Consider the following 20,948-nt stretch of genomic DNA (forward strand, 5'->3'; position numbering starts at 1 on the left):
ATGTTCGAGCGAGGGACGGTCCCGTCCGGGACCAGCTCAGCAGCGCCCGCCCGGCAGCGGCTCGTCGTCGTCGGAAGCGGCATCGCCGGCCTGTACGCCGCCCTGTTGGCGGCCGACGCCGGTGCCGACACCGTCCTGCTGACCAAGGGCCGGCTGGACGAAAGCAACACCTGGTACGCCCAGGGCGGGATTTCAGCCGTGCTCCAGGACCCCGCGCCCGGCGACACCGTGGCCGCGCACATCGCAGACACACTCCGGGCCGGTGCCGGGCACTGCGATGAAGTGGCCGTCCGGCTCATGTGCACCGAAGCGCGGCTGGACATTGAGGGCCTCCGGCGGTTCGGCGTGCGCTTTGACATGGGGAACGGCGGCGGCCCGGCCCTTGGCCTGGAAGCGGCGCACAGCGCGCCCCGCATCCTCCACGCCGGCGGCGATGCCACCGGCGCCAGGGTTGCCGAGGCCCTGATCCGTGCCGTGCTGGCAGCGCAGGGGGAAGGCAAACTGCGGGTCCTGACCAGGGCCTACGCAACCGCCCTGCTGAAGGACGGCGGCCGGGTCACCGGCGTCGGGTATCTTCAGGACGGCCGGACAGCCGGCATCGAGGCCGACGCCGTCCTCCTGGCCACGGGCGGCGCCGGCCAACTGTTCGCCCAGACCACCAACCCCGGCGTTGCCACTGCCGACGGCCTCGCGCTCGCCGTCCGCGCCGGCGCAGCCACCGCGGACCTGGAGTTCTTCCAGTTCCACCCGACCTGCATGGTGGACACGGCCGCTGACCGGTCTGCCGCCCCGGCCGGGCCGCTGCTGATCTCCGAAGCGGTCCGCGGGGAAGGCGCCATCCTGGTTGACGCCGGCGGGCGCCGCTTCATGCGCGCCTACCACCCCGACGCCGAACTCGCCCCGCGCGACGTCGTATCACGCAGCATCGCCCTCCACCTGGCCAAACTCGGCGACCCGAACGGCCACGTCTACCTGGACGCACGCGTCATCGAGGAGGCGCGCGGCGAAGGGTTCCTCGAGGGCCGGTTCCCCACCCTCACCCGGAAGACCCGCGAGGCCGGCATCGACTGGACCGCGAACTTGTCCCGGTGGCGCCGGCGGCCCACTACTGGATGGGCGGCATCGCCACCGACCACTCCGCCCGCACCAGCATCCCCGGGCTCTACGCCGCCGGCGAAGTCGCCCGCACCGGTGTCCACGGCGCAAACCGGCTGGCCAGCAACTCGCTCCTCGAAGGACTCGTCTTCGGCCGCCGCGCTGTTGAGGACTTCCTCGCCTCGCCCGACGGCGCTTCTTGGGAGGCGCCTGCCGGCGCTCCTCCGCGGACTGTCTCGGCCGCTGCCGGCCTCCCCTTGACGTCCGCTTCCGGAGCACCGGCAGGCGCCGAGCCACGCTGCACCTTGGGAGCCGCAAGGGTCGGTTCAGCTGGCGGGGCCTTTTTCTCGTTTAGTGGGGGAGGGGATGCTCGTTTTTCGCGGGAGGCTCTTCGCCGGTTGATGACCTCGCATGCTGGTGTTTTGCGGTCGGGGGAGCTGTTGGGGGAGGCCGCCGGCACCCTGGAGCGGTGGGCCGGCGTCGTTCCAACCGGTGCTGCTGATGCTGTCGCTGCGCATGAGGACCGGAACCTGCTGCTGGCGGCCCGGCTGCTGGTTGCTGCAGCGCTGGAACGCTCCGAATCCCTTGGTGCCCACTACCGCAGCGACGAACCCGTCGAAACCATGTCACTTCCGAAAGCGAGCCTTGCCCATGACTGAGCACTCCGTAATCGACCAGGCCGTCCGTCCCGGGCGGGCGCCCGGCCTGACCCTTCCCGCAGGCCCTGTCCGGGAAATCCTGGAACGGGCGTACGCCGAGGACGCCCCCGCCGGGGACATCACCTCGCAGCTGCTGATCCCGGCCGCCGCCCGCGCCACGGCCGTCCTGAACGCCCGCGTGCCCGGCGTCCTCAGCGGGGCCACCGTGTTCCGCGATGCGATGCAGCTGGTGGATCCGGGCATCAGCGTCGAACTGCTGGTGGCGGACGGGGCAACGTTCGACGCCGGCACGCACCTCGCCCGGGTCAGCGGCCCCGCCAGGTCCGTGCTGCTCGCCGAGCGGGTTGCACTCAACCTGGTCCAGCGGATGTCCGCCATCGCCACCCGGACCGCCGAGTTCGTGCAGCTGACCCGGGGCACGCGGGCACGGATCACCGACACGCGGAAAACCACCCCCGGCCTGCGGATCCTGGAGCGCTTTGCCGTGCGCTGCGGCGGCGGGGCCAACCACCGGTACAGCCTTTCCGACGCCGTGCTGGCCAAGGACAACCACCTGGCGGTGATGACCGGCGGGGACCCGGCCAGGCTCACGGAACTGCTGCTGGAAGCCAGGGCGCAGCTGGGGCACACCACGCACTTCGAAGTGGAAGTGGACCGGATGGACCAGATTGAACCGGTCCTGGCGGCAGGCGTGGACACCATCATGCTGGACAACTTCAGCACCGAAGAGCTGGCCGCAGGGGTTGCCCTGGTGGCGGGACGGGCCCGGGTGGAAGCGAGCGGGAACGTCAACATCCACACGGTTGCGGAAATCGCCGCCACCGGCGTGGATGTCATCTCCGTCGGCGCCCTGACGCACACAGTGGCTGCCCTCGACCTCGGCCTGGACGTGGAACTGACCGTCGGGTGAGCACACTGTGATTTTCCTGGATGCCGCCGCCACCACCCCCGTCCGCCGTGAGGTGCTCGAGGCCATGTGGCCCTACCTCACCGGAGAATTCGGAAACCCCTCCAGCCACCACACGCTGGGGGAGTCCGCCGCGCGGGCACTGGCTGACGCCCGGGCCTCCGTGGCCGCCGCACTGGGCTGCCGGCCGGGCGAAGTGACCTTCACGTCGGGAGGGACCGAAGCTGACAACCTGGCCGTGAAGGGTATCGCCCTGGCCCGGCAGGCCGCGGACCCTGCCGTGAACCGGGTGGTGATCAGCGCCGTCGAACACCCGGCGGTGGAGGAATCCGCCCGCTACCTGGAACGCTTCCACGGCTTCAGCGTGGACGTGGTGCCGGTGGACAGCTATGGACAGGTGACGCCCAAGGCGCTCGGGGACGTCCTCCGGCCGGAGACGGCGCTGGTCAGCGTGATGTACGCCAACAATGAGGTGGGCACCGTCCAGCCGATCACGGAGCTGGCCGCCCTGGCCAGGGAGCGCGGAATCCCCTTCCACACCGACGCCGTGCAGGCGGCAGGCTGGCTGGCCCTGGACACCAAGGCCCTCGGCGTGGACGCACTGAGCATCTCCGGCCACAAACTGGGGGCGCCCAAAGGCTGTGGCGTGCTTTTTGTCCGGAGCCGGACAAGGACGGAGCCGCTCATCCACGGGGGCGGGCAGGAACGCGGCCGGCGGTCCGGCACCGAGAACGTTGCCGGCGCCGTCGGCCTGGCCACCGCGCTGGCACTTTCCCAGGCACGCCAGCAGGACCAGCAGGCGAGGGTCACGGCGCTACGGGACAACTTCGTCAGTGCAGTGTTGTCGGCCGTCCCCGGAGCCGTCCTCACCGGCCACCCCACGGACCGCCTCCCGTCCGTGGCGTCCTTCTGCTTTCCCGGCACCAGCGGCGAGTCCGTGCTGCTGGAACTGGAACGCCAGGGCGTGGTGTGTTCCAGCGGATCGGCGTGTGCAGCCGGATCGGAGGCGCCGTCGCCGGTGCTGACGGCCCTGGGGATTCCCGCCGAGGTTGCCCAGACGGCGGTCCGGTTCAGCTTCGATTCCTACGTCACCGCGGAGGACCTGGCCGCTGCGGCCGCCGCCGTGGGTTCCGCCGTCACCAGCGTCAGGGCCCTGGGCGCAGGCTGACGGCGCCGGCTGAACGCACGGGCTGACGGCGCTGGTCGCTGATCGCTGGTCGCTGGCCATGGGCGCCGGCAGCATTGTTTGACGGCGCGACGACGCCACGGCTTAGGCGGGCGTCAGTACAACTCGCCCACCGGGATATCCACGGCCAGACGGTTGGCCGGGCCCGGCAGGGGGCACGCCCACGCCTCGTTGTAGGCGCAGGACGGGTTGTAGGCAAAGTTGAAGTCCAGGACGAACGTGGCATCGGCGCCGGTGCCCTGGACACCGTGGAAGGCGCCCTTGATGGTGTCCAGGAGGTACCGTCCGCCACCGTAGCTGCCGCCCGGCTGGCCCGCCGTCGCATCCCTGAACGGCACGAAGATGCCGCCGCCGTACCCATGCAGTTTCCACACGGCAAGCTGCACCATCTCCGGCAGGTCAAAGGTGCCCAGCCGGATGAAGTGGAGCACGCCGTCGGTCCCGGTGTCCACCGCCATCTCCCGGCCGGCACCCTCCTTGGTCAGCGGCACGTGGAAGCGGTAGATGGGGTCATAGTCGGCCGTTTTGAGGCCGGAGAACAGCGCCTTGCCCTCGGCAGTGAGTGCCGAGGCCGGGTGCGTGGCAAACATCAGGTCCCGCTGGTGCCGCCAGTAGGAATGCGCCTCCGCCGGACTTTCGGCGGAGATCTTCCGGACGTTTTCGTACAGGGCAAAGGTCCGGAGCCGCCAGTCCGCGATGTCGACGGCGGAGATGTCCGCGGGGTTTTCTTCGGCCGTGCCGTGCTGTTCCGCCATAGTCCCCAGCCTAGCCCCCGTGACAGGTATGCAGGTTCGACGGCGACACGCCCACCGGGCACGCCCGGTCCGGCGGCTGGGATCCGGACGGGAGGGGCCGGCAGGAAACACCCCGCCGCCCGCCGTGGCAAGCAGGGAAGCGCGGCTAGGCTGGCTCCATGAGAGGCAAGGCACCGGTTCCCGTCCTGTCCGCCGTTTTCCTGCTGGCTGCTGCGTTGGCCGTGCCTGGATGCTCCGGGCCGCAGGACAGCGGTCCCGGTTGGACGGCGCAGCCTGACGCGACGCCGTCACCTGCCGGCCCAAGTGCCGGTTCCGGCGCGTCACCAGCCCCGGCCACGGACGGGGCTTCCGCCACTGCCACCGCCGGACCGTCACCTGCCGCCACGGCCGCCGCCTGGAAGACGTTCTCCGATCCCGCGAAGACCGTGAGTTTCGAACTGCCGCAGGAGTGGATCGCCCAGTCCGTAACTCCTGATGAGGGGACCCTGCCCGGTGCGCTGAAGATTGAGGTCAAGAAGCCCGACGGCACGTTCATGGCAGCCCTGCGGACCGGACTGCCGCCGTCGGCCGCTGACTGCCCCGAAAGCGTCCGCAAGCCGTACACCGTGATCAGCAGCCTGCCGGTGGACGTGGCGGCCGCGGGCGGCGAGGGGACCATCCCGCCGCGGATGGTGTTCCGGGTGATCCAGGGGTCCAGGTTCTTCGGGTCCTACGGCATCACCAACGTGGTGGGCGGCGCCGGCAACCAGGCGTGCGAACTCCGGAACGTGGTCCGCGGACCGGCGGGCAAGGGGGACTGGTCCTTCGGCGACCTGGTGTCCCTGAAGGCGTTCGCGCCGGACGAGAAGGTGGCCCCCGCCAAGGCGTTCGACACCCTCGACCAGGCGGCTGAGTATGTGGAGGGAAGCGCGGACTTCGCCAACGTGCAGCGGATGCTAATGTCTCTGGAGATCAAAAACTAGTCCCGCTGCCGGCTCCCACAGGAGCGGGCATGGCGGGGGCTTTCCTTCCGACGCCGACACCCCCGGAGATTCATGGAACGCTCTGTTTCCGCACGCCTGGCCTTCCGCACCGCAGCCAACACCAAGGTGGCCATGGCCATCGCGGTGGCACGGAACAGCGGCTACTCCTCCTTCAAGGAGTCCCTGTCCGTCAAGGCCGGCGGCGAGGAGGTGGCGCTGACCGAAATCGGCGACCACCACGGCGGCAGGTTCCACTACATGGAGTTCAGCGAACCCTCCGACGTCACGGTGGAGTATGCGGCTACCGTGGCCGGGCGGGGGGAGCCGGAGGACACCGGCCTCGCCGACCGCATCCGCTACGTCCGTCCCAGCCGGTATGCGGAGTCGGACCGGCTGCTGCCCACTGCCTATGCCGAGTTCGACAGCGTCTCCGGAACCGGCCTGCTGCACGCGGTGCGCAACTGGGTCCACGGCGAGCTCCGCTACCTCAGCGGCTCATCCCGCGGCACCGACGGCGCCGTGGAAACGCTGCTCAGCAGGCGCGGCGTGTGCCGGGACTTCGCGCACCTCGCCATCGCCCTGCTGCGGTCCAAGGACATTCCGGCCCGCCTGGCGGCGGTCTACGCCCCCGGGCTCAACCCCATGGACTTCCACGCCGTGGCCGAGGCCTACGTGGACGGCGCCTGGCACGTCATCGACCCCACGGGGCTCGCCCCGCGCGAGTCGATGTTGCGCATCACCGCCGGGCGGGACTCCTCAGATACCGCCTTCCTCTCCACGGTGGGCGGCAGCCTGGTCCTCAACCAGCTGAAGGTCACCGCCGTCGTCAACGGGGACCTGCCGGTTGAGGATGCCGGCCGGCTGGTGCAGCTGGGCTAGCGTTTCCCCAGGGAATCCCGGAGCTTGTCGGTCAGCCGGCGGAGCTCCTTCTGCTCCGCGGGCGTCAGGGCCGGGCCCACCAGCGCGGAAATGTCGCGGACGTGCTCACGGCCAATCTCCTTTTGGAGCTCCCGGCCTTCATCGGTGAGCTGGATCAGGATGCCGCGGCCGTCCTCCGGGGCCGGCATCCGTGCCACCAGCCCGCGCTTCTCCAGCCGCTCCACCAGCCGGCTCAGGCTGGACTGGCTCAGCAGGACGTTGTCATTGAGCTCGTTGAGCCGCAGCCAGCCGGAAGGGCAGCGGGACAGCGTGAACAGGACGTCGTACTCGTTTACCGCCAGCTTCCGGAAAGCCGGGCCCGACTGCAGTTTCCGCATCACAGCCACCTGGGCCCGGAACAGCGACTCCCAGGTCTCCGCCGCGAGGCGGACGGGCGATTCCGGTCCTCCGGCAGCCATTACGCCTCCGCCGGGGTCTTTGCAGCGTCCTGGGCAGCCAGCAGCGTGGCCACGCGGCCTGCATGGGTGGGCGGCTCCGGAACGTGGGCGGGTTTGCGCGCGGCGTACTCCTTGCGCAGCACCGGAAGGACTTCCTCGCCGAACAGGTCCAGCTGCTCCAGCACCGTCTTCAGCGGAAGGCCGGCGTGGTCAATGAGGAACAGCTGCCGCTGGTAGTCGCCGAAGTGCTCGCGGAAGGTCAGGGTCTTTTCAATGACTTCCTGCGGGCTGCCCACCGTAAGGGGCGTTTGCGCGGTGAAATCCTCCAGCGACGGCCCGTGCCCGTAGACGGGGGCGTTGTCGAAGTAGGGCCGGAATTCCCGGACGGCGTCCTGGGAGTTCTTCCGCATGAAGAACTGGCCGCCCAGGCCAACGATCGCCTGGTCCGCCTTGCCGTGGCCGTAGTGCTCGTAGCGCTCGCGGTAGAGGCCGATCAGCTGCTGGTAGTGCTCCTTGGGCCAGAAGATGTTGTTGGCGAAGAAGCCGTCACCGTAGTACGCGGCCACTTCGGCGATCTGCGGCGTGCGGATGGAGCCGTGCCAGACGAAGGGGGCGACGCCGTCGAGCGGGCGGGGCGTGGAGGTGAAGTTCTGCAGCGGGGTGCGGAACTTTCCGGACCAGTTCACGGTGTCCTCGTCCCACAGCCGGCGCAGCAGGCTGTAGTTCTCAATGGCCAGCTCCACGCCGTCCTGGATGTTCTTGCCGAACCAGGGGTACACCGGTGCGGTGTTGCCGCGGCCAAGGACCAGGTCCACGCGCCCGTCGGCAAGATGCTGGAGCATCGCGAAGTCCTCGGCGATCTTCACGGGGTCGTTCGTGGTGATCAGCGTGGTGGCCGTTGACAGGATGATCCGCTCGGTCTGAGCCGCGATGTAGGCGAGCGTGGTGGTGGGGGAGGAGGAGAAGAACGGCCGGTTATGGTGCTCGCCCAGCGCATAGACGTCCATCCCGATCTCTTCGACCTTTTTGGCGATGGCAACAGAGGCCTTGATCCGCTCGTTCTCGGTGGGAGTGCGGCCCGTGGTGGGATCCGTGGTGATGTCGCTGACGCTGAAGACGCCGATCTGCATGATGTGCCCTTTCCTCTGGAGTTGCGAGCTTGGTTCAAGTGTAAACCAATTTAGATGCATTTGCATCTACCGTCGGGTACAACGCAGCCGGGCGGCGAATATTCCCTGTTTTACTCCGGGCTTCCCTGGGCGGCACGGCGGCCGCTGACCTTGGGCACCATGCCCGTGGTCCAGTCGTCGAATTCCTCATCCACGTCGGTGGCGGCAGCGAACTCGGGGCGTTCCTGGAGTTCCCGGAGCAGCGCCTTCTTCTCGCGCCGGCCCTCCACCAGCCGGTACAGCACCGGGACCAGGACGAGCGTCAGGGCCGTTGAGGAGACGAGCCCGCCGATCACCACCACGGCCAGCGGCTGCGAAATGAATCCCCCGCCGCCCGTGAGCCCCATTGCCATGGGGGTAAGGGCGAAGACCGTTGCCAGTGCCGTCATCAGGATGGGCCGGAGCCGCTGGCGGGCCCCGTGCGTGATGGCGTCCGCAACGTTCATCCCCGGCCGTCCGTCACGTGGCTGCCGGTACTGGTTGATGAGGTCGATCAGCACGATGGCATTGGTGACCACGATGCCCACCAGCATGAGCATGCCGATCAGGGACGGGAGGCCAAGCGGAACGCCTGTCACCAGCAGCAGGGCCACGGCCCCGGTGGCCGCGAACGGAACGGAGACCAGCAGGATCAGCGGCTGGACCAGGGATTTGAAGGTGGCCACCATGATCACGTATACGATGGCGATGGCCGCCAGCAGGGCCAGGCCCAGCTGCCGGAACGATTCCGCCTGCTGCGTGGTTGCGCCGCCGATTTCGGCGGTCACCCCGGGCGGGAGCTGCACGTCAGCCAGCCGCTTCTGGACTTCGGCGCTGACCGCACCAAGGTTGGAGCCCGACGGCGTGACGGAGACCCGTGCGGTCCGCTGCCCGTTGCTGGCAGTGATGGAGACCGGAATGTCCACCTGTTCCACGGAGGCGATGGTGCCCAGCGTCACCGGGCCGGCAGCTGCCGGCAGTGGGATGTTCCGCACGGCGTCGATGCTGGTGAACCGGGTTCCCTTGCCGATCTGCACCGGGAAGTCGTCGGTGTCGATCCGGACTTCGCCTGCCGGGATGGGGCTGATGGTGGATGCGAGGACCCCGGCAACCTGTTCCTCGTTGAGGCCCGCCGCCACGGCCTTGGCCCGGTCCACCTTCACCTGCACGACGGGCTGGGTGGCTGCCAGGTTGGTTTCCACCTCGCTGCTGCCCGGGACACCGGCCATGGCCGCAACCATTGTGTCGCTGGCTTCCTGCAGGTCGGCGGTGCTGGCAGCCTTGAGGGTGATGTCCACGGTGGAGGACGTGCCGAAGCCGCCTTGCTGCGTTCCCACCGACACCTTGCCGGAATCCGGCACTTTGGCCAGTTCGGAACGCACGGTGTCCTGCAGCTCCACCTGGTCCGCCTTTTCGTCGGTGACCACTGTGAAGGTGGAATTCGAGGAGCCGGTGGAGACGAGGGCGGCGAACCCGGCCTGTGCGTTGCCTGATGTCAGCTGGACGTCCTTGATGCCGTCGATGCCGCGGAGCACCTCCTCCAGCCGGACGGCAGCCGCGCTGGTGTCCGCCAGGCTTGTTCCGGCGGGGAGCACCTGGCGGACGGTCATGCTGTTCTGGCCGGAATTGCCCAGGAGGTTGGTGGCCAGCAGGGGAGCCATGGCGGCGGTCGCGCCCAGCACAAGTACTGCCGCCACCAGGGTGATGACGGGGTGCTTCTGCGTCGAGGTCAGGATGGGCAGGTAGCCCCGCTGCAGCCGGCTGCGCTGCTCGGCTTCCAGCGCCTTCGCCCGGGCCTCGGCGGCGAAAGCCCGCGCCGCGGCGGAATCCGCCTGCAGTCCGCCGGGCACCGCGCCCTTGTTCCGGAGGAACCAGTAGGCCAACACCGGAACGATGGTCAGCGAGACCAGCAGCGAGGCCAGCAACGCCATGGTGACAGTCAGGGCGAAGGGCCGGAACAGCTCGCCGGCCAGTTCACCCACGAAGGCAATGGGCAGGAACACGGCAACCGTGGTCAGGGTGGAAGCGGTGATGGCACCGGCAACCTCCCGGATGGCGGTGAGGATGGCGGTGACCTTCTCCTCCCCGTACGTGAGGTGCCGCTTGATGTTTTCGATGACGACGATCGAGTCATCCACTACCCGGCCGATGGCGATGGTCAGCGCGCCGAGCGTCAGGATGTTCAGCGAGTAGTTGGTGGCCGAGAGCCCGATGAAGGTGATCAGCAGGGACAGGGGGATGGAAACGGCGGTCACCAGGGTGGAACGGGTGGACATCAGGAAGACCAGGATGACGGCCACGGCGAAGCCCAGTCCCAGCAGGCCCTCCGTGGTCAGGTCCTTGATGGACTTCTCGATGAAGGGTGCCTGGTCGAAGACCGGCGTGAACTTCGCGCCGGAACCCAGTTCGGTTTCCAGGTCGCCCAGCATGTCCCGCACGGCGTGGGAGATGGCCACAGTGTCACCCTCGGGCTTCTTGGTGACGGACACCGCAAGGGTTTCCTCCCCGTTGGTGCGGGTGATCGACGTGCGTTCATCGTCCTGCAGCGACACGTCCGCCACGGAGCCGACGGTGGCGGCATTCTTTGCCCCGGACAGCGGGAGGGCCTTGATGGCGTCGAGCGAGTCAACCGGGCTGCCGATCTGCAGGGACAGCGTCTTGCCCTCTTCCTCCAGGGTTCCGGCCGGAACCAGCGCACCGTTGTTTGCGAGCGCGTCCCGGATGGAGGTGATGCTGGCCCCCGCGGCCGCCATGGCCTCAGGGCGTGGAAGGATCTCGATGTGCTGGGTGGCCCCGCCGGTGACGTCGGCTCCCCGGACGCCGTCGATCTTCTGCAGCCTCGGCACGCTCAGGCGCTGAAGGTCGGCATTGAGTTCGCTGAGCGGCTTGTCCGAGGACACGGCCAGGAAGACGATCGGGAAGTCGCTGATGCTGCCGGCGATGGCCTGCGGCTGGACGTCCTCCGGCAGCGTCCTCTTGGCGTTGGAGATGGCGCGGTCAATCTGGGCGCGGGCGCGGTCCAGGTTGGAGCCATACGTGAAGACCAGGGTGATCTGCGAAACCCCGTTCCGCGAGGTGGAGGAAGTGGACTCCAGCCCCTCCACCCCGTTGAGCGCCGTCTCCAGCGGCCCGCTCACCTGCTTGTCCACGACCTCCGGAGAGGCTCCGGGCATGGCGGTGAGCACCGTGATCTGCGGGAACTCAATGGAAGGAATGAGCTCCTGCTTCAGCGAGGTCATGGTGATCACGCCGAAGACGGACGCAAAGACGGTGATCAGTACGATCAGCGCCCGGTTCGCCAGGGAGAGGTGGGCCAGCCGGAACATCGCATGCACTCCTGGAGGGTAGGGGAACTGGTGCGTTCCCGCTGGTGCCGGCCGGTGGCCCCGGCCGGGTCAGCGGCCGGCGGAAACGCTCTCCAGCTGCAGTGACTTGGCGGTCGCCTGCTCCAGCTCGACGGCGAGGTCCGGATTCTCATCCAGCTTCACCCCGTAGCCGGGCATCATGTCCTTGAGCTTCGACTGCCAGCCCTTGAAGTTCTTCGGGAACGTCTTCTGCAGCAGTTCGATCATGATGGGAACGGCGGTCGAAGCTCCGGGGGACGCGCCGAGGAGCGCGCCGATGGAGCCATCACGGCCGGCGATCACTTCAGTACCGAATTGCAGGACACCGCCCTTGTTGGGGTCTTTCTTGATGATCTGTACACGCTGGCCGGCGGTAATCAGTTCCCAGTCGCCATCCTTGGCCTCGGGGTAGTACTCACGCAGCGCCTCCACCTTGTCCCCGTGCCGCTTGGCCACTTCCTTGATCAGGTAGGCGGTGAGGTCCATGTTGTCCTTGGCCACGGCAAGCATCGGAATGATGTTGGACGGGCGGATGGACAGCGGCAGGTCCAGGTAGGAGCCGTTCTTCAGGAAGTTGGTGGAGAACCCGGCGTAGGGGCCGAACAGCAGTGAACGCTTGCCGTCCACGTAGCGGGTGTCCAGGTGCGGGACGGACATGGGCGGAGCGCCCACCGACGCCTGGCCGTACACCTTGGCGCTGTGCTGGGCCGCGATGGTTTCGTCGGTGCAGCGGAAGAACTGGCCGGACACGGGGAACCCGCCGTAGCCCTTGCTTTCCGGGATGCCGGAAGCCTGGAGCAGGTGGAGGGCGCCGCCGCCGGCACCGACGAAGACGAACTTGGCATGGATCTTGCCGTGTTCGCCGGACTTCGGGTACTTCAGCGAGAGGTCCCAGCCGCCGTCGGACGCGCGGGAAATCCCCGTGACGTCGTGGCCGTAGTTGATTTCGACGCCGTTGTTCCCCAGATACGTTGTCAGCTCGCGGGTCAGTGCCCCGAAGTCGACGTCGGTGCCTTCGGCGGCACGCGTGGCGGCAACACGCTGCTTCGGGTCGCGTCCCTTGACGATCAGCGGAGCCCACTTGGCGATCTGCGCCTGGTCCTCCGAGTACTCCATGCTCCGGAACAGGGTGTGCGGCTTCAGCGCCTCATACCGGGTCTTCAGGAAGCGGGTGTGGTCCTCGCCGATCACGAAGCTCATGTGCGGCACGGTGTTGATGAAGCCCTTGGGCGAACCGATGAGGTTCCGGTCCACCAGGTGGGACCAGAACTGCCGGGAGAGCTGGAACTGCTCGTTGATGAGCAGTGCCTTGGCGGGGTTTACTGAGCCGTCTTTGGCTGCAGGGGAGTAGTTGAGTTCGCAGAGGGCGGCATGGCCGGTTCCTGCGTTGTTCCATGGGCCCGAGCTTTCAAGCCCGGGCTGGTCCAGCCGCTCGAACAGGGAGATGGTCCAGTTCGGCTCCAGCTGCTTGAGAAATGCCCCCAGCGTGGCGCTCATGATGCCGCCGCCAATCAGGACGACGTCGGCATGCGGGGTCTTGGAAATGAAGGTCACGATCAGTCTCCGATTGCAGCGGCTCTGGCTGTCACAGAATATCCCCGGGCAGCCGACATACTGAAATTGGCTCCGCCCGTCAAGGCTTTAGTTGCACCTTCGTGAAAACTTCATTTAAGACCGGCGAGGCCGGGTAGCCCACAACCCGGTCGGAGAGGGCCAGCGCAGAGATGGGGAAGGCAATCGGAACGGCCGGTACCGTGGCAGCGATCTGGGCGTTGATGGTGTGATATTGCTCATCCCGCTCCTGTCCTTCCGGCAGGCCACGGGCGCGGTTGATCTTGGAGAAGACCTGCGGATCCTGGTAGCCGAACTCGCCGTTCTTTTCCCCGAACAGGGGACCCACGAAGTTGTCGGCATCGGAATAGGAGCCGTTCCAGCCGAGGAGGTGGAGCGCGTGGTCGCCAGGTGACTGGACCTTCTGGAGGTAGCCTTCGGACCATTCCACCGGGACCGGCCGGACATTGAAGCCCGCCGCGGTGAGCTGCCGGCTGAGCTCGGCGTACACCTTCTCAGGGGTGGGCAGGTACGGCCGCGTGACGTTCAGCGGGTAGTAGAACTTCAGTTCCTCGCCCGCGTAGCCGGCTTCCTTGAGGTACTCCTTGGCTTTTGCCAGGTCATGGCCCAGTTCCGGGGCATCGTTATTGAAGCCGCTGATCTTCGGCGGGACAAACTGGGTTGCCTTTGCCGTGTTGTCGATGAAGAACTTCCGGATCAGGGTTTCCTTGTCGATCGCCATCTCGATGGCCTGCCGGACCTTCAAATTCTGCAGGACCGGCACCTCCTGGTTGATGCCCACGTACATCACCGAGAACGGGTCCCGCTGGACGATCTGCTTTCCACGCTTGACCAGTTGGTCGAAGTTGCCGACGGTCACGGCATCGTAGCCGTCGATCTTGCCGTCGAGCAGGGCCTGGAGCCGGAGCTGCGGATGGTTGTAGGCCAGGAAATTGATGGTGGCAATCTGGCCCCGCTCGCCCCAGTACGCCTTGTTGGTCACCAGGGTGACACTTTCCGCGTCCCAGGAGGCGAGGCTGAAAGGACCTGTACCCACGGGACTGGTGGCAAAGGCGGACAGCGGGGGACCACCGCGGTCCTGGTCCAGGACGTCTGCGGTGCCGGCAGCGAGTGCGGCAGGTGACGCCATGGCGAACGCGGGAAGGGTGAGCGCCTGGAGGAACGCGGTGAACCGCTGGGTCAGGTCGATCCGTACCGTGTGCTCGGACAGGGCCGTGCAGCTCTTGAAGATGGACAGGTCCGGCTCATCCGAGTGTGCCTTGAAGACTCCCTTGAACGAGCTTCCCGGGGCCTGCCGGCGCAGCTCCGCGGAGAAGGCGAACCACCGGTTGAAGTTCACGCAGACGGCGTCCGCGTTGAAGGGTGTGCCGTCCTGGAAGACCACTCCCTTGCGCAGCGTGAAGGTATAGGAGCGGCCCTCGTTGGACTCGCTCCATTCCGTGGCCAGCAACGGTGTGGGCTTGCCCGTGGTCTGGTCCACGCCCACCAGCCCCTCAAGGATCTGCCGGGTGATCCGCTGTGACTCGACGTCGCTGGACAGTGCCGGGTCAAGTCCCAGGGGCTGTGCCGCGGTGCCGAAGTTGAAGGTGGCCGTGGGTTCGGGTGGGGTGGTGGCGCTGGGTGAACCGGACGACGGCGAAGGGGCCGGAGCTGCCGTGCACGAGGTTGCACCCAGTGCCAGGAGGGCGGCGCCGGCCGTCAGGACCGTCCGCCGCGATGGACTGCTGGGCACTCGTGGATCACCTCTGGATATTGCCGGCTCCGCTACCTGCGGGCCGGAAAGGCCAGTCTAATTGACGGTGCTGCCGGTGCCGGCACCGCTGTTGTCCCCCAGATGCCGCCGCCGCTTAAGCGCCGGCGCCGGGCTCCGCGGTTGGCGGGGCCCGCGTCCGGATGGTTCGCAGTGCGGTAGTGCCTGCTGCCTACTTGGGCATCAGCACAGAGTCGATGAGGTAGACGGTGGCGTTCTTGGTCTTGACGCCGCCGCAGATCACGTTGGCGTCATCAACCTTGAGCGCGTCGCCGCTGCCGCTCACGGTGACGGAGCCGCCCTGGACAGTTGCGTGGGTGCCGGCGATCATGTCGGGCGTGATCTGGCCGGGGACAACGTGGTAGGTGAGGATCTTGCTCAGGAGTGCGTCGTCGGTCTTCAGCGTTTCGATGGTGGCCGGGTCGATCTTGGCGAAGGCCTCGTCCACCGGGGCGAAGACCGTGAATTCGCCGCCGTTAAGCGTGTCCACCAGGTCAACCTTGGGGTTCAGCTTCCCGGAAACGGCCGCGGTCAGGGTGGTCAGGATGGGGTTGTTCGAGGCGGCAACTGCCACGGGATCGAGGGCCATGCCTTCAACCGAGCCGGCGCCGGTGGGAACCTGCTCGGCGTAGCGGCGCAACCCGGGCCCACCAGGTTTGCTGCGGGATCCATGGCAGCGGCGGACGGGCTTGCCGACGGGGAGGCGGCCATGCTGGAGGCTGCCGCGGACGGGCTTTCAGCCGCGGCGGAAGACCCCGAGGTGCTGCCGGTCCCGCCACAGGCGGTCAGGCCCAGCAATGCTGCAGCGGCAACGCCTGCGACGCTGAAGGTTGTGCGCGTGATTGTCTGCATTTCAGTTCTCCTTGGATCATGGCTTCTGCTCGCCGCAGACGGACTGTCCGCGGCGTCTATCAGGTCTGGCTTTGTAAGCACCTGCCCCAGGCTGGTGTCTCATTGGCTATTCGGCCGGTGGACAGGACCGGATGGGTGGATCCAGGAAGTTTTTCGGCGGCGGAAGAAATCCGGCCGCAGCGAACGCGCAGGTGAAGGGGGTGTTGGCCCTGTTAAAGCAGAAGATCCCCGCTGCCGGATGAACTGCACCCCGGCCCGGGGATCTCCTGATGTGATGTGCGCAAGGGGGGACTTGAACCCCCACGCCCGAAGGCACAGGAACCTAAATCCTGCGTGTCTGCCAATTTCACCACTCGCGCGTGGCGTCATGCCGAGATGCGTAAAACCGGTACCTCAAAGCAGTACCGGCAATGCGTACGACGCGGATGCCAGTTTTCATTGTAGCGTCGCCCGCGGCGTGGCCATGCCAGGCCGCGAGAGGTCAGACGTCCAGCTTCAGGTCGCGGCGCAGCTTGGCGACGTGGCCGGTTGCGCGGACGTTGTACTGGGCAAGCAGAACCTGGCCGTCGGGGTCCACCACGATGGTGGAGCGGATCAGGCCCTCGTACGTCTTTCCATAGTTCTTCTTTTCGCCCCAGGCGCCGTAGGCCTCGGCCACCGCGTGGTCCTCATCGGCGAGCAAGGGAAAAGTCAGTTCCTCCTTGGCGGCGAACTTGGCCAGCTTTTCCACCGGGTCCGGCGAAATTCCCACAACGTCGTACCCGGCCGACTGCAGGGACGAAAGGCTGTCACGGAAGTCGCAGGCCTCCTTGGTGCAGCCCGGCGTGGAAGCGGCCGGGTAGAAGTAGACGATGGTGTGCCGGCCGTTGCCCGGGGACAGGCTGACGTCCTGGCCGGATGAGTCCTTGAGGGTGAATGCGGGGGCTTTGTCGCCAATCACGAGTCTGTCAGCCATTGTTTTTCTCCTAGTTGCAGGCGGGACACAACAGCCTAGTAAGGGGGAGGGGCCGGTGCTAATCGGCACTTGGCTATACTTGCTGCTATGCCTGATATGGAGCACTGGCCCACGGGACGCCTCTTGTCCACTGCTGCGCGCCTCGTAGAACACTCATGGAACGAAAAACTTGGTGCCATCGGTCTCACGCATGCCGGAGTCATAGCCATTGAGGTTTTGGCTGCCCAGGGACCATGACCCAGGCACAGCTTGCCCAGTTTGTGCGTGTACAGGCACAAACCATGGGCAAAACCCTCAGCCGGCTTGAGTCGCACGGGCACATCGTGCGGGTTCGCAGCACCTCGGACCGCAGGAGCCACGTGGTGTCACTCACCGAACGGGGCAAGGAAGCGGTTGCGGCTGCCGTCGAGATGGAGCGTTCCGTCCTTGCCTCCGCGTCGATCGACCCTGAAGTACTACGGCAGGAGCTCAAGGCCGTGGTCCGGGAACTCGCCAGCCAGTTCGGCACCGTGCCCAGCAACGCCGCGGCCCTCGTGGAGAATTCACCCTAGGCAGTTCCTGCCGCCGGCCGGTCCGGACAAACGGGGCGTGACCGCAGTTTCAGCAGAAGCTGCAGTCACGCCTTTTTTGTGGGCGCTGTAACCACCGTTGCCGGGCGGGAACGGCGCGGCGCTGCCACCCCGTATCCGCGGCATAAAAACAAAACAGCCCCCGGCCCGCGTTTCCGCAAGCCGGAGGCTGTTTTCCCAGTGGTGCACCCCCCGGGACTTGAACCCGGAACCCATTGATTAAGAGTCAATTGCTCTGCCAATTGAGCTAGAGGTGCATCTTGTTTGTTTCAGTCATTCGGGCTTTTTCTTTCCCGTTGACCTCCGCAACGACATGAAACTCTACACGAACTTTTGGTGCATGTGAAATCGGGCCCCGTTTCGAGGGGCGGGTCGCACTCGGGCTGGCAAAACCCCCGGAAAATCAAGGGTTTCCGGAGGTTTTGCGCGTCACTGCCTGCCGGAAAAGACGTCCCGATCCTGCAGAGCTGGCCGGCGGGTTCCTGTGAGTTGGGCCACAGCCGGCCGGGGTGGCTGCTAAAGGCGCTTGCGGCGGGGCGCCCGGAAACCCGCGGCTTCCGCATGCGCCGCCGATTCAAACCAGACGTCAGCCCTGGTTTCCCCGAAGTCCGGGTGCCCTTCCTCGTAATAGACCATCGCGCCGGCGTCGCCCTTGACCTCGAACCCGGCAGGTCCGCTGCCGTCCGGTCCTGCTGCGGCCGAGCCGGCACCGTAGGGTTCGGCTGCGGCGAGGTGCCCCGCGGCTTCCGGCTGGTATCCGGCCCCGGTGTCTTCCCCGGGACCCCGGTCCTGCACGTCGTGGTCGGCCCCTGTTTCCACCAAGGCAGAGGACTGTGCCCGGTCCAGGGTCTCGGCTTCCGCCGCACCGGCCGGAATGGCAGGGCCTGTTGCCGCGGGGGTCGTCCCTGCCGCCGCGGTTCCCTGTGTGGCAGTTCCCTGCGTGGCGGGGGAGGGGGTGCCGGTGGCGCCTGTCCGGGCCGCTGCCGGGGTGCCGGCGTCGTCCGCTTCTTCAACTGCGGCGGTTTCGGCGCCCGGAAGGGTCGGCGCATGCGGTCCCGTGTACTCGGGATGGTGGACGGGCCGGGCAGGTTCCGCGGCGGACTGTTCCGTCGCGCCGTGAGGCGCTGCCGGAGCCACTGCTTCGGGGGTGGTATGCGATGCCGCTGCTGAACCGGCGCGGGCGGAGGGGGAGCCACCTGCTTCGGACCACTGTGTTTCCCATTCGGCCTGGTCCTGGTGCCGCCGCTCGTCGTGGGATGTCCCGCCGGCGCTGCCATGAGAGGCATCCGCACCGGCCGGCGTTGCCGCGCTGGACCCGGCTCCCGACCGCTCCCGCCGCGGCGTTTCTTCCACCGGTGCCGGGGCCGGTTCGTCAGCGGTAGTGGGTGCCGCGGGCTCGGCAGGCCGGCCGAAGCCGGCCGCAGTGGCGATCCCCGTGGTGCCTGCCGCCTCAGCGGAAGGAGCGGCCCCGCCTGAGGACAGTGCGCCGTCGCTGTGGGGAGTATTCGTCACGGTCGGCTCGTGCTGCGACTTCGTCGAGTTGCTGCGGTTCAGCAACCACCACACGATGCCGACGGCCACAACAATCAGAATGACCCAGAAAAACGTATCCATGGCTAACCCTTCAGTCAGGAGGCAAGGTGTCCTGCCCCCGACGCTACGTCGGGTGCCTAACGCTGTCTAGGTTTTCGCACGCCGGAAGCGGGGCAGCGGTACCTGCAGGGGTGAGGCGGGCCACACCTGGAATACCCCGGATGGTGTTTGCGTCTCAAAATATGAGATGCCAGTCCACTATCTGGCAGAAATAATCCGGATTTTCGGCTATGACCGCCTTACGCGGTCCTTCCGGCCTCCGTCGGAGCCATAGACTTTCCCCTATGAGTGAGACCACCATCGCAACCGACAACAAGCCTGACATCAAACCCCGTAGCCGGGTCGTAACCGACGGAATCCACGCTGCACCGGCACGTGGCATGTTCCGGGCGGTCGGCATGGGGGACGACGACTTCGCGAAGCCCCAGGTCGGTGTCGCGAGCTCGTGGAACGAAATCACTCCCTGCAACCTCTCCCTTAACCGGCTTGCCCAGGGCGCCAAGGAAGGCGTCCACGCGGGTGGCGGTTTCCCCATGCAGTTCGGCACCATCTCCGTCTCGGACGGCATCTCCATGGGCCATGAGGGCATGCACTTCTCCCTCGTGTCCCGCGAAGTCATCGCAGATTCCGTGGAAACCGTCATGCAGGCCGAGCGCATCGATGGATCCGTGCTGCTGGCAGGCTGCGACAAATCCCTTCCCGGCATGCTCATGGCCGCCGCCCGCCTGGACTTGTCCAGCGTGTTCCTCTACGCCGGCTCCATCATGCCCGGCTGGGTCAAGCTTGAGGACGGCTCCGAAAAGGAAGTCACCCTCATCGACGCCTTCGAGGCTGTTGGCGCCTGCGCGGCCGGCAAGATGAGCATGGAGGACCTGACCCGGATCGAAAAGGCCATCTGCCCCGGCGAAGGTGCCTGCGGCGGTATGTACACGGCCAACACCATGGCCTGCATCGGTGAGGCCCTGGGCATGTCCCTGCCCGGCTCCGCAGCCCCGCCGTCGGCGGACCGCCGTCGCGATGAGTTCGCCCGCAAGTCCGGCGAAGCTGTGGTCAACCTGCTGCGCCAGGGCATCACCGCCCGCGACATCATGACCAAGAAGGCCTTCGAGAACGCCATCGCCGTAACCATGGCGTTCGGCGGCTCCACCAACGCCGTCCTGCACCTGCTGGCCATCGCCCGTGAGGCGGAGGTCGAGCTGACCCTGGACGACTTCAACCGCATCGGCGACAAGATCCCGCACCTTGGCGACCTCAAGCCCTTCGGCCGCTACGTGATGACGGACGTCGACAAGATCGGCGGCGTCCCGGTCATCATGAAGGCGCTGCTCGACGCCGGCCTGCTGCACGGGGACTGCCTCACCGTGACCGGCAAGACCGTCGCGGAAAACCTCGAGGCCATCAACCCGCCGGACGTGGACGGCAAGATCCTGCGTGCGCTGGACAACCCCATCCACAAGACGGGCGGCATCACCATCCTGCACGGCACCATGGCCCCCGAAGGCGCCGTCGTGAAGAGCGCCGGCTTCGACGCTGACGTCTTTGAAGGCACCGCCCGGGTGTTCGAGCGTGAACAGGGAGCCCTGGACGCGCTGGACAACGGCCAGATCAAGGCCGGCGACGTTGTCGTGATCCGTTATGAAGGCCCCAAGGGCGGTCCCGGCATGCGCGAGATGCTCGCCATCACCGGCGCCATCAAGGGCGCGGGCCTGGGCAAGGACGTCCTGCTCCTGACCGACGGCCGGTTCTCCGGCGGCACCACCGGCCTGTGCATCGGCCACGTTGCGCCTGAAGCGGTCGACGGCGGCCCCATCGCCTTCGTCAAGGACGGCGACCGGATCCGCGTCGACATCGCCGCCCGCAGCTTCGACCTGCTGGTTGACGAAGGCGAACTCGAAGCCCGCAAGGTGGGCTGGGAGCCGCTGCCGGCCCGTTACACCAAGGGTGTCCTGGCCAAGTACGCCAAGCTGGTGCACAGCGCCAGCACCGGCGCATACTGCGGCTAGGAGGTCTCGACAGGCTCAACCACCGGCCGTTGGTTGAGCCCGTCGATACCGTTGGTCCTGCATCGCGGGATCAAAAGGTGGACAATGTTGTCCACATGGTGAGATAGGGTGGTGCTTCGTTGACACCCATCCCACCAGAGGGAAAACTGAACGCATGACTTTCGTTACCGCCGGCACCGTCGTCGTCCTTACCAAGCGCGTGGCACTATAGCCTCCTCTGGTAACGAACCGTCACGCGCAAACCCCTCGAAGAGCCGCCAGGCTGAGGGGTTTTTTTATTTC

13 protein-coding genes, 2 tRNA genes and 3 pseudogenes are annotated in these 20,948 nt (G+C 67.0%); 7 read left to right on the top strand and 11 right to left on the bottom strand.

Annotated features, from left to right (window positions below; all coding sequences use genetic code 11):
- The 3 genes and pseudogenes from nadB to G205_RS02145 all read left to right on the top strand — a co-directional run bounded on the left by nadB (position 1) and on the right by G205_RS02145 (position 3,829).
- A pseudogene (gene nadB / locus G205_RS02135) lies at positions 1-1,754 on the top strand (L-aspartate oxidase).
- Positions 1,747-2,664 carry a carboxylating nicotinate-nucleotide diphosphorylase gene (gene nadC / locus G205_RS02140; protein WP_009356522.1) on the top strand — a complete coding sequence of 306 codons (918 nt, stop codon included), beginning with the start codon at positions 1,747-1,749 and terminating at the stop codon, positions 2,662-2,664. Before nadB ends, nadC begins: the two are co-directional and overlap by 8 nt.
- Before the next feature lie 7 nt (positions 2,665-2,671).
- Positions 2,672-3,829: a cysteine desulfurase family protein gene (locus G205_RS02145; protein WP_009356523.1), complete on the top strand. Its 1,158-nt coding sequence runs from the start codon at positions 2,672-2,674 to the stop codon at positions 3,827-3,829.
- A gap of 113 nt (positions 3,830-3,942) precedes the next feature.
- Here G205_RS02145 and G205_RS02150 read toward each other — a convergent pair whose 3' ends face one another.
- Complete coding sequence (locus tag G205_RS02150; protein ID WP_009356524.1) at positions 3,943-4,602, bottom strand: DUF1684 domain-containing protein; 660 nt, start codon at positions 4,600-4,602, stop codon at positions 3,943-3,945.
- 158 nt (positions 4,603-4,760) lie between these two features.
- Here G205_RS02150 and G205_RS02155 point away from each other — a divergent pair, with 158 nt between their 5' ends.
- The gene (locus G205_RS02155) at positions 4,761-5,564 is read left to right on the top strand and encodes a hypothetical protein (RefSeq protein ID WP_009356525.1); all 804 of its coding nucleotides are present in this window, start codon (positions 4,761-4,763) and stop codon (positions 5,562-5,564) included.
- Positions 5,565-5,636: 72 nt separating this feature from the next.
- On the top strand, positions 5,637-6,443 hold the full coding sequence (locus G205_RS02160) for a transglutaminase-like domain-containing protein (RefSeq protein WP_009356526.1): 807 nt from the start codon (positions 5,637-5,639) through the stop codon (positions 6,441-6,443).
- Here the strand turns inward: G205_RS02160 and G205_RS02165 are convergent.
- From G205_RS02165 to bcp, 8 genes and pseudogenes are all read right to left on the bottom strand, one after another.
- Positions 6,440-6,901, bottom strand: a complete 462-nt coding sequence (locus G205_RS02165; protein WP_009356527.1) for a MarR family winged helix-turn-helix transcriptional regulator — start codon at positions 6,899-6,901, stop codon at positions 6,440-6,442. The genes G205_RS02160 and G205_RS02165 overlap by 4 nt on opposite strands.
- The gene (locus G205_RS02170; RefSeq protein ID WP_009356528.1) at positions 6,901-8,010 is read right to left on the bottom strand and encodes an LLM class flavin-dependent oxidoreductase; all 1,110 of its coding nucleotides are present in this window, start codon (positions 8,008-8,010) and stop codon (positions 6,901-6,903) included. The genes G205_RS02165 and G205_RS02170 overlap by 1 nt, the downstream gene beginning before the upstream one ends.
- A gap of 110 nt (positions 8,011-8,120) precedes the next feature.
- Entirely contained in the window at positions 8,121-11,354 is a 3,234-nt protein-coding gene (locus tag G205_RS02175) for an efflux RND transporter permease subunit (protein ID WP_009356529.1), read from the bottom strand.
- 69 nt (positions 11,355-11,423) lie between these two features.
- On the bottom strand, positions 11,424-12,926 hold the full coding sequence (locus tag G205_RS02180) for a malate:quinone oxidoreductase (protein WP_009356530.1): 1,503 nt from the start codon (positions 12,924-12,926) through the stop codon (positions 11,424-11,426).
- 79 nt (positions 12,927-13,005) lie between these two features.
- Positions 13,006-14,676: an ABC transporter substrate-binding protein gene (locus tag G205_RS02185; protein ID WP_009356531.1), complete on the bottom strand. Its 1,671-nt coding sequence runs from the start codon at positions 14,674-14,676 to the stop codon at positions 13,006-13,008.
- A 190-nt stretch (positions 14,677-14,866) separates the two neighbouring features.
- Positions 14,867-15,546 (bottom strand): annotated as a pseudogene (locus G205_RS02190) (fasciclin domain-containing protein).
- Positions 15,547-15,823: 277 nt separating this feature from the next.
- A tRNA-Leu gene (locus G205_RS02195) sits at positions 15,824-15,905 on the bottom strand.
- A 122-nt stretch (positions 15,906-16,027) separates the two neighbouring features.
- Complete coding sequence (bcp, locus tag G205_RS02200) at positions 16,028-16,501, bottom strand: thioredoxin-dependent thiol peroxidase (protein WP_009356533.1); 474 nt, start codon at positions 16,499-16,501, stop codon at positions 16,028-16,030.
- Positions 16,502-16,597: 96 nt separating this feature from the next.
- On the opposite strand from bcp, the pseudogene G205_RS02205 reads away from it, so the two are divergent.
- Positions 16,598-17,052, top strand: a pseudogene (locus G205_RS02205) (MarR family winged helix-turn-helix transcriptional regulator).
- A gap of 199 nt (positions 17,053-17,251) precedes the next feature.
- Here G205_RS02205 and G205_RS02210 read toward each other — a convergent pair.
- Together G205_RS02210 and G205_RS02215 are read right to left on the bottom strand one after the other, a co-directional pair.
- A tRNA-Lys gene (locus G205_RS02210) sits at positions 17,252-17,327 on the bottom strand.
- Between the two features lie 259 nt (positions 17,328-17,586).
- Positions 17,587-18,684, bottom strand: coding sequence for a sunset domain-containing protein (locus G205_RS02215; protein ID WP_009356535.1), 1,098 nt, complete (start codon positions 18,682-18,684; stop codon positions 17,587-17,589).
- Positions 18,685-18,947: 263 nt separating this feature from the next.
- On the opposite strand from G205_RS02215, the gene ilvD reads away from it, so the two are divergent.
- Positions 18,948-20,666: a dihydroxy-acid dehydratase gene (gene ilvD / locus G205_RS02220; protein WP_009356536.1), complete on the top strand. Its 1,719-nt coding sequence runs from the start codon at positions 18,948-18,950 to the stop codon at positions 20,664-20,666.
- The last annotated feature ends 282 nt before the right edge of the window (positions 20,667-20,948 follow it).

Source organism: Arthrobacter nitrophenolicus (genome assembly GCF_000332815.1).
GTDB lineage: Bacteria > Actinomycetota > Actinomycetes > Actinomycetales > Micrococcaceae > Arthrobacter > Arthrobacter nitrophenolicus.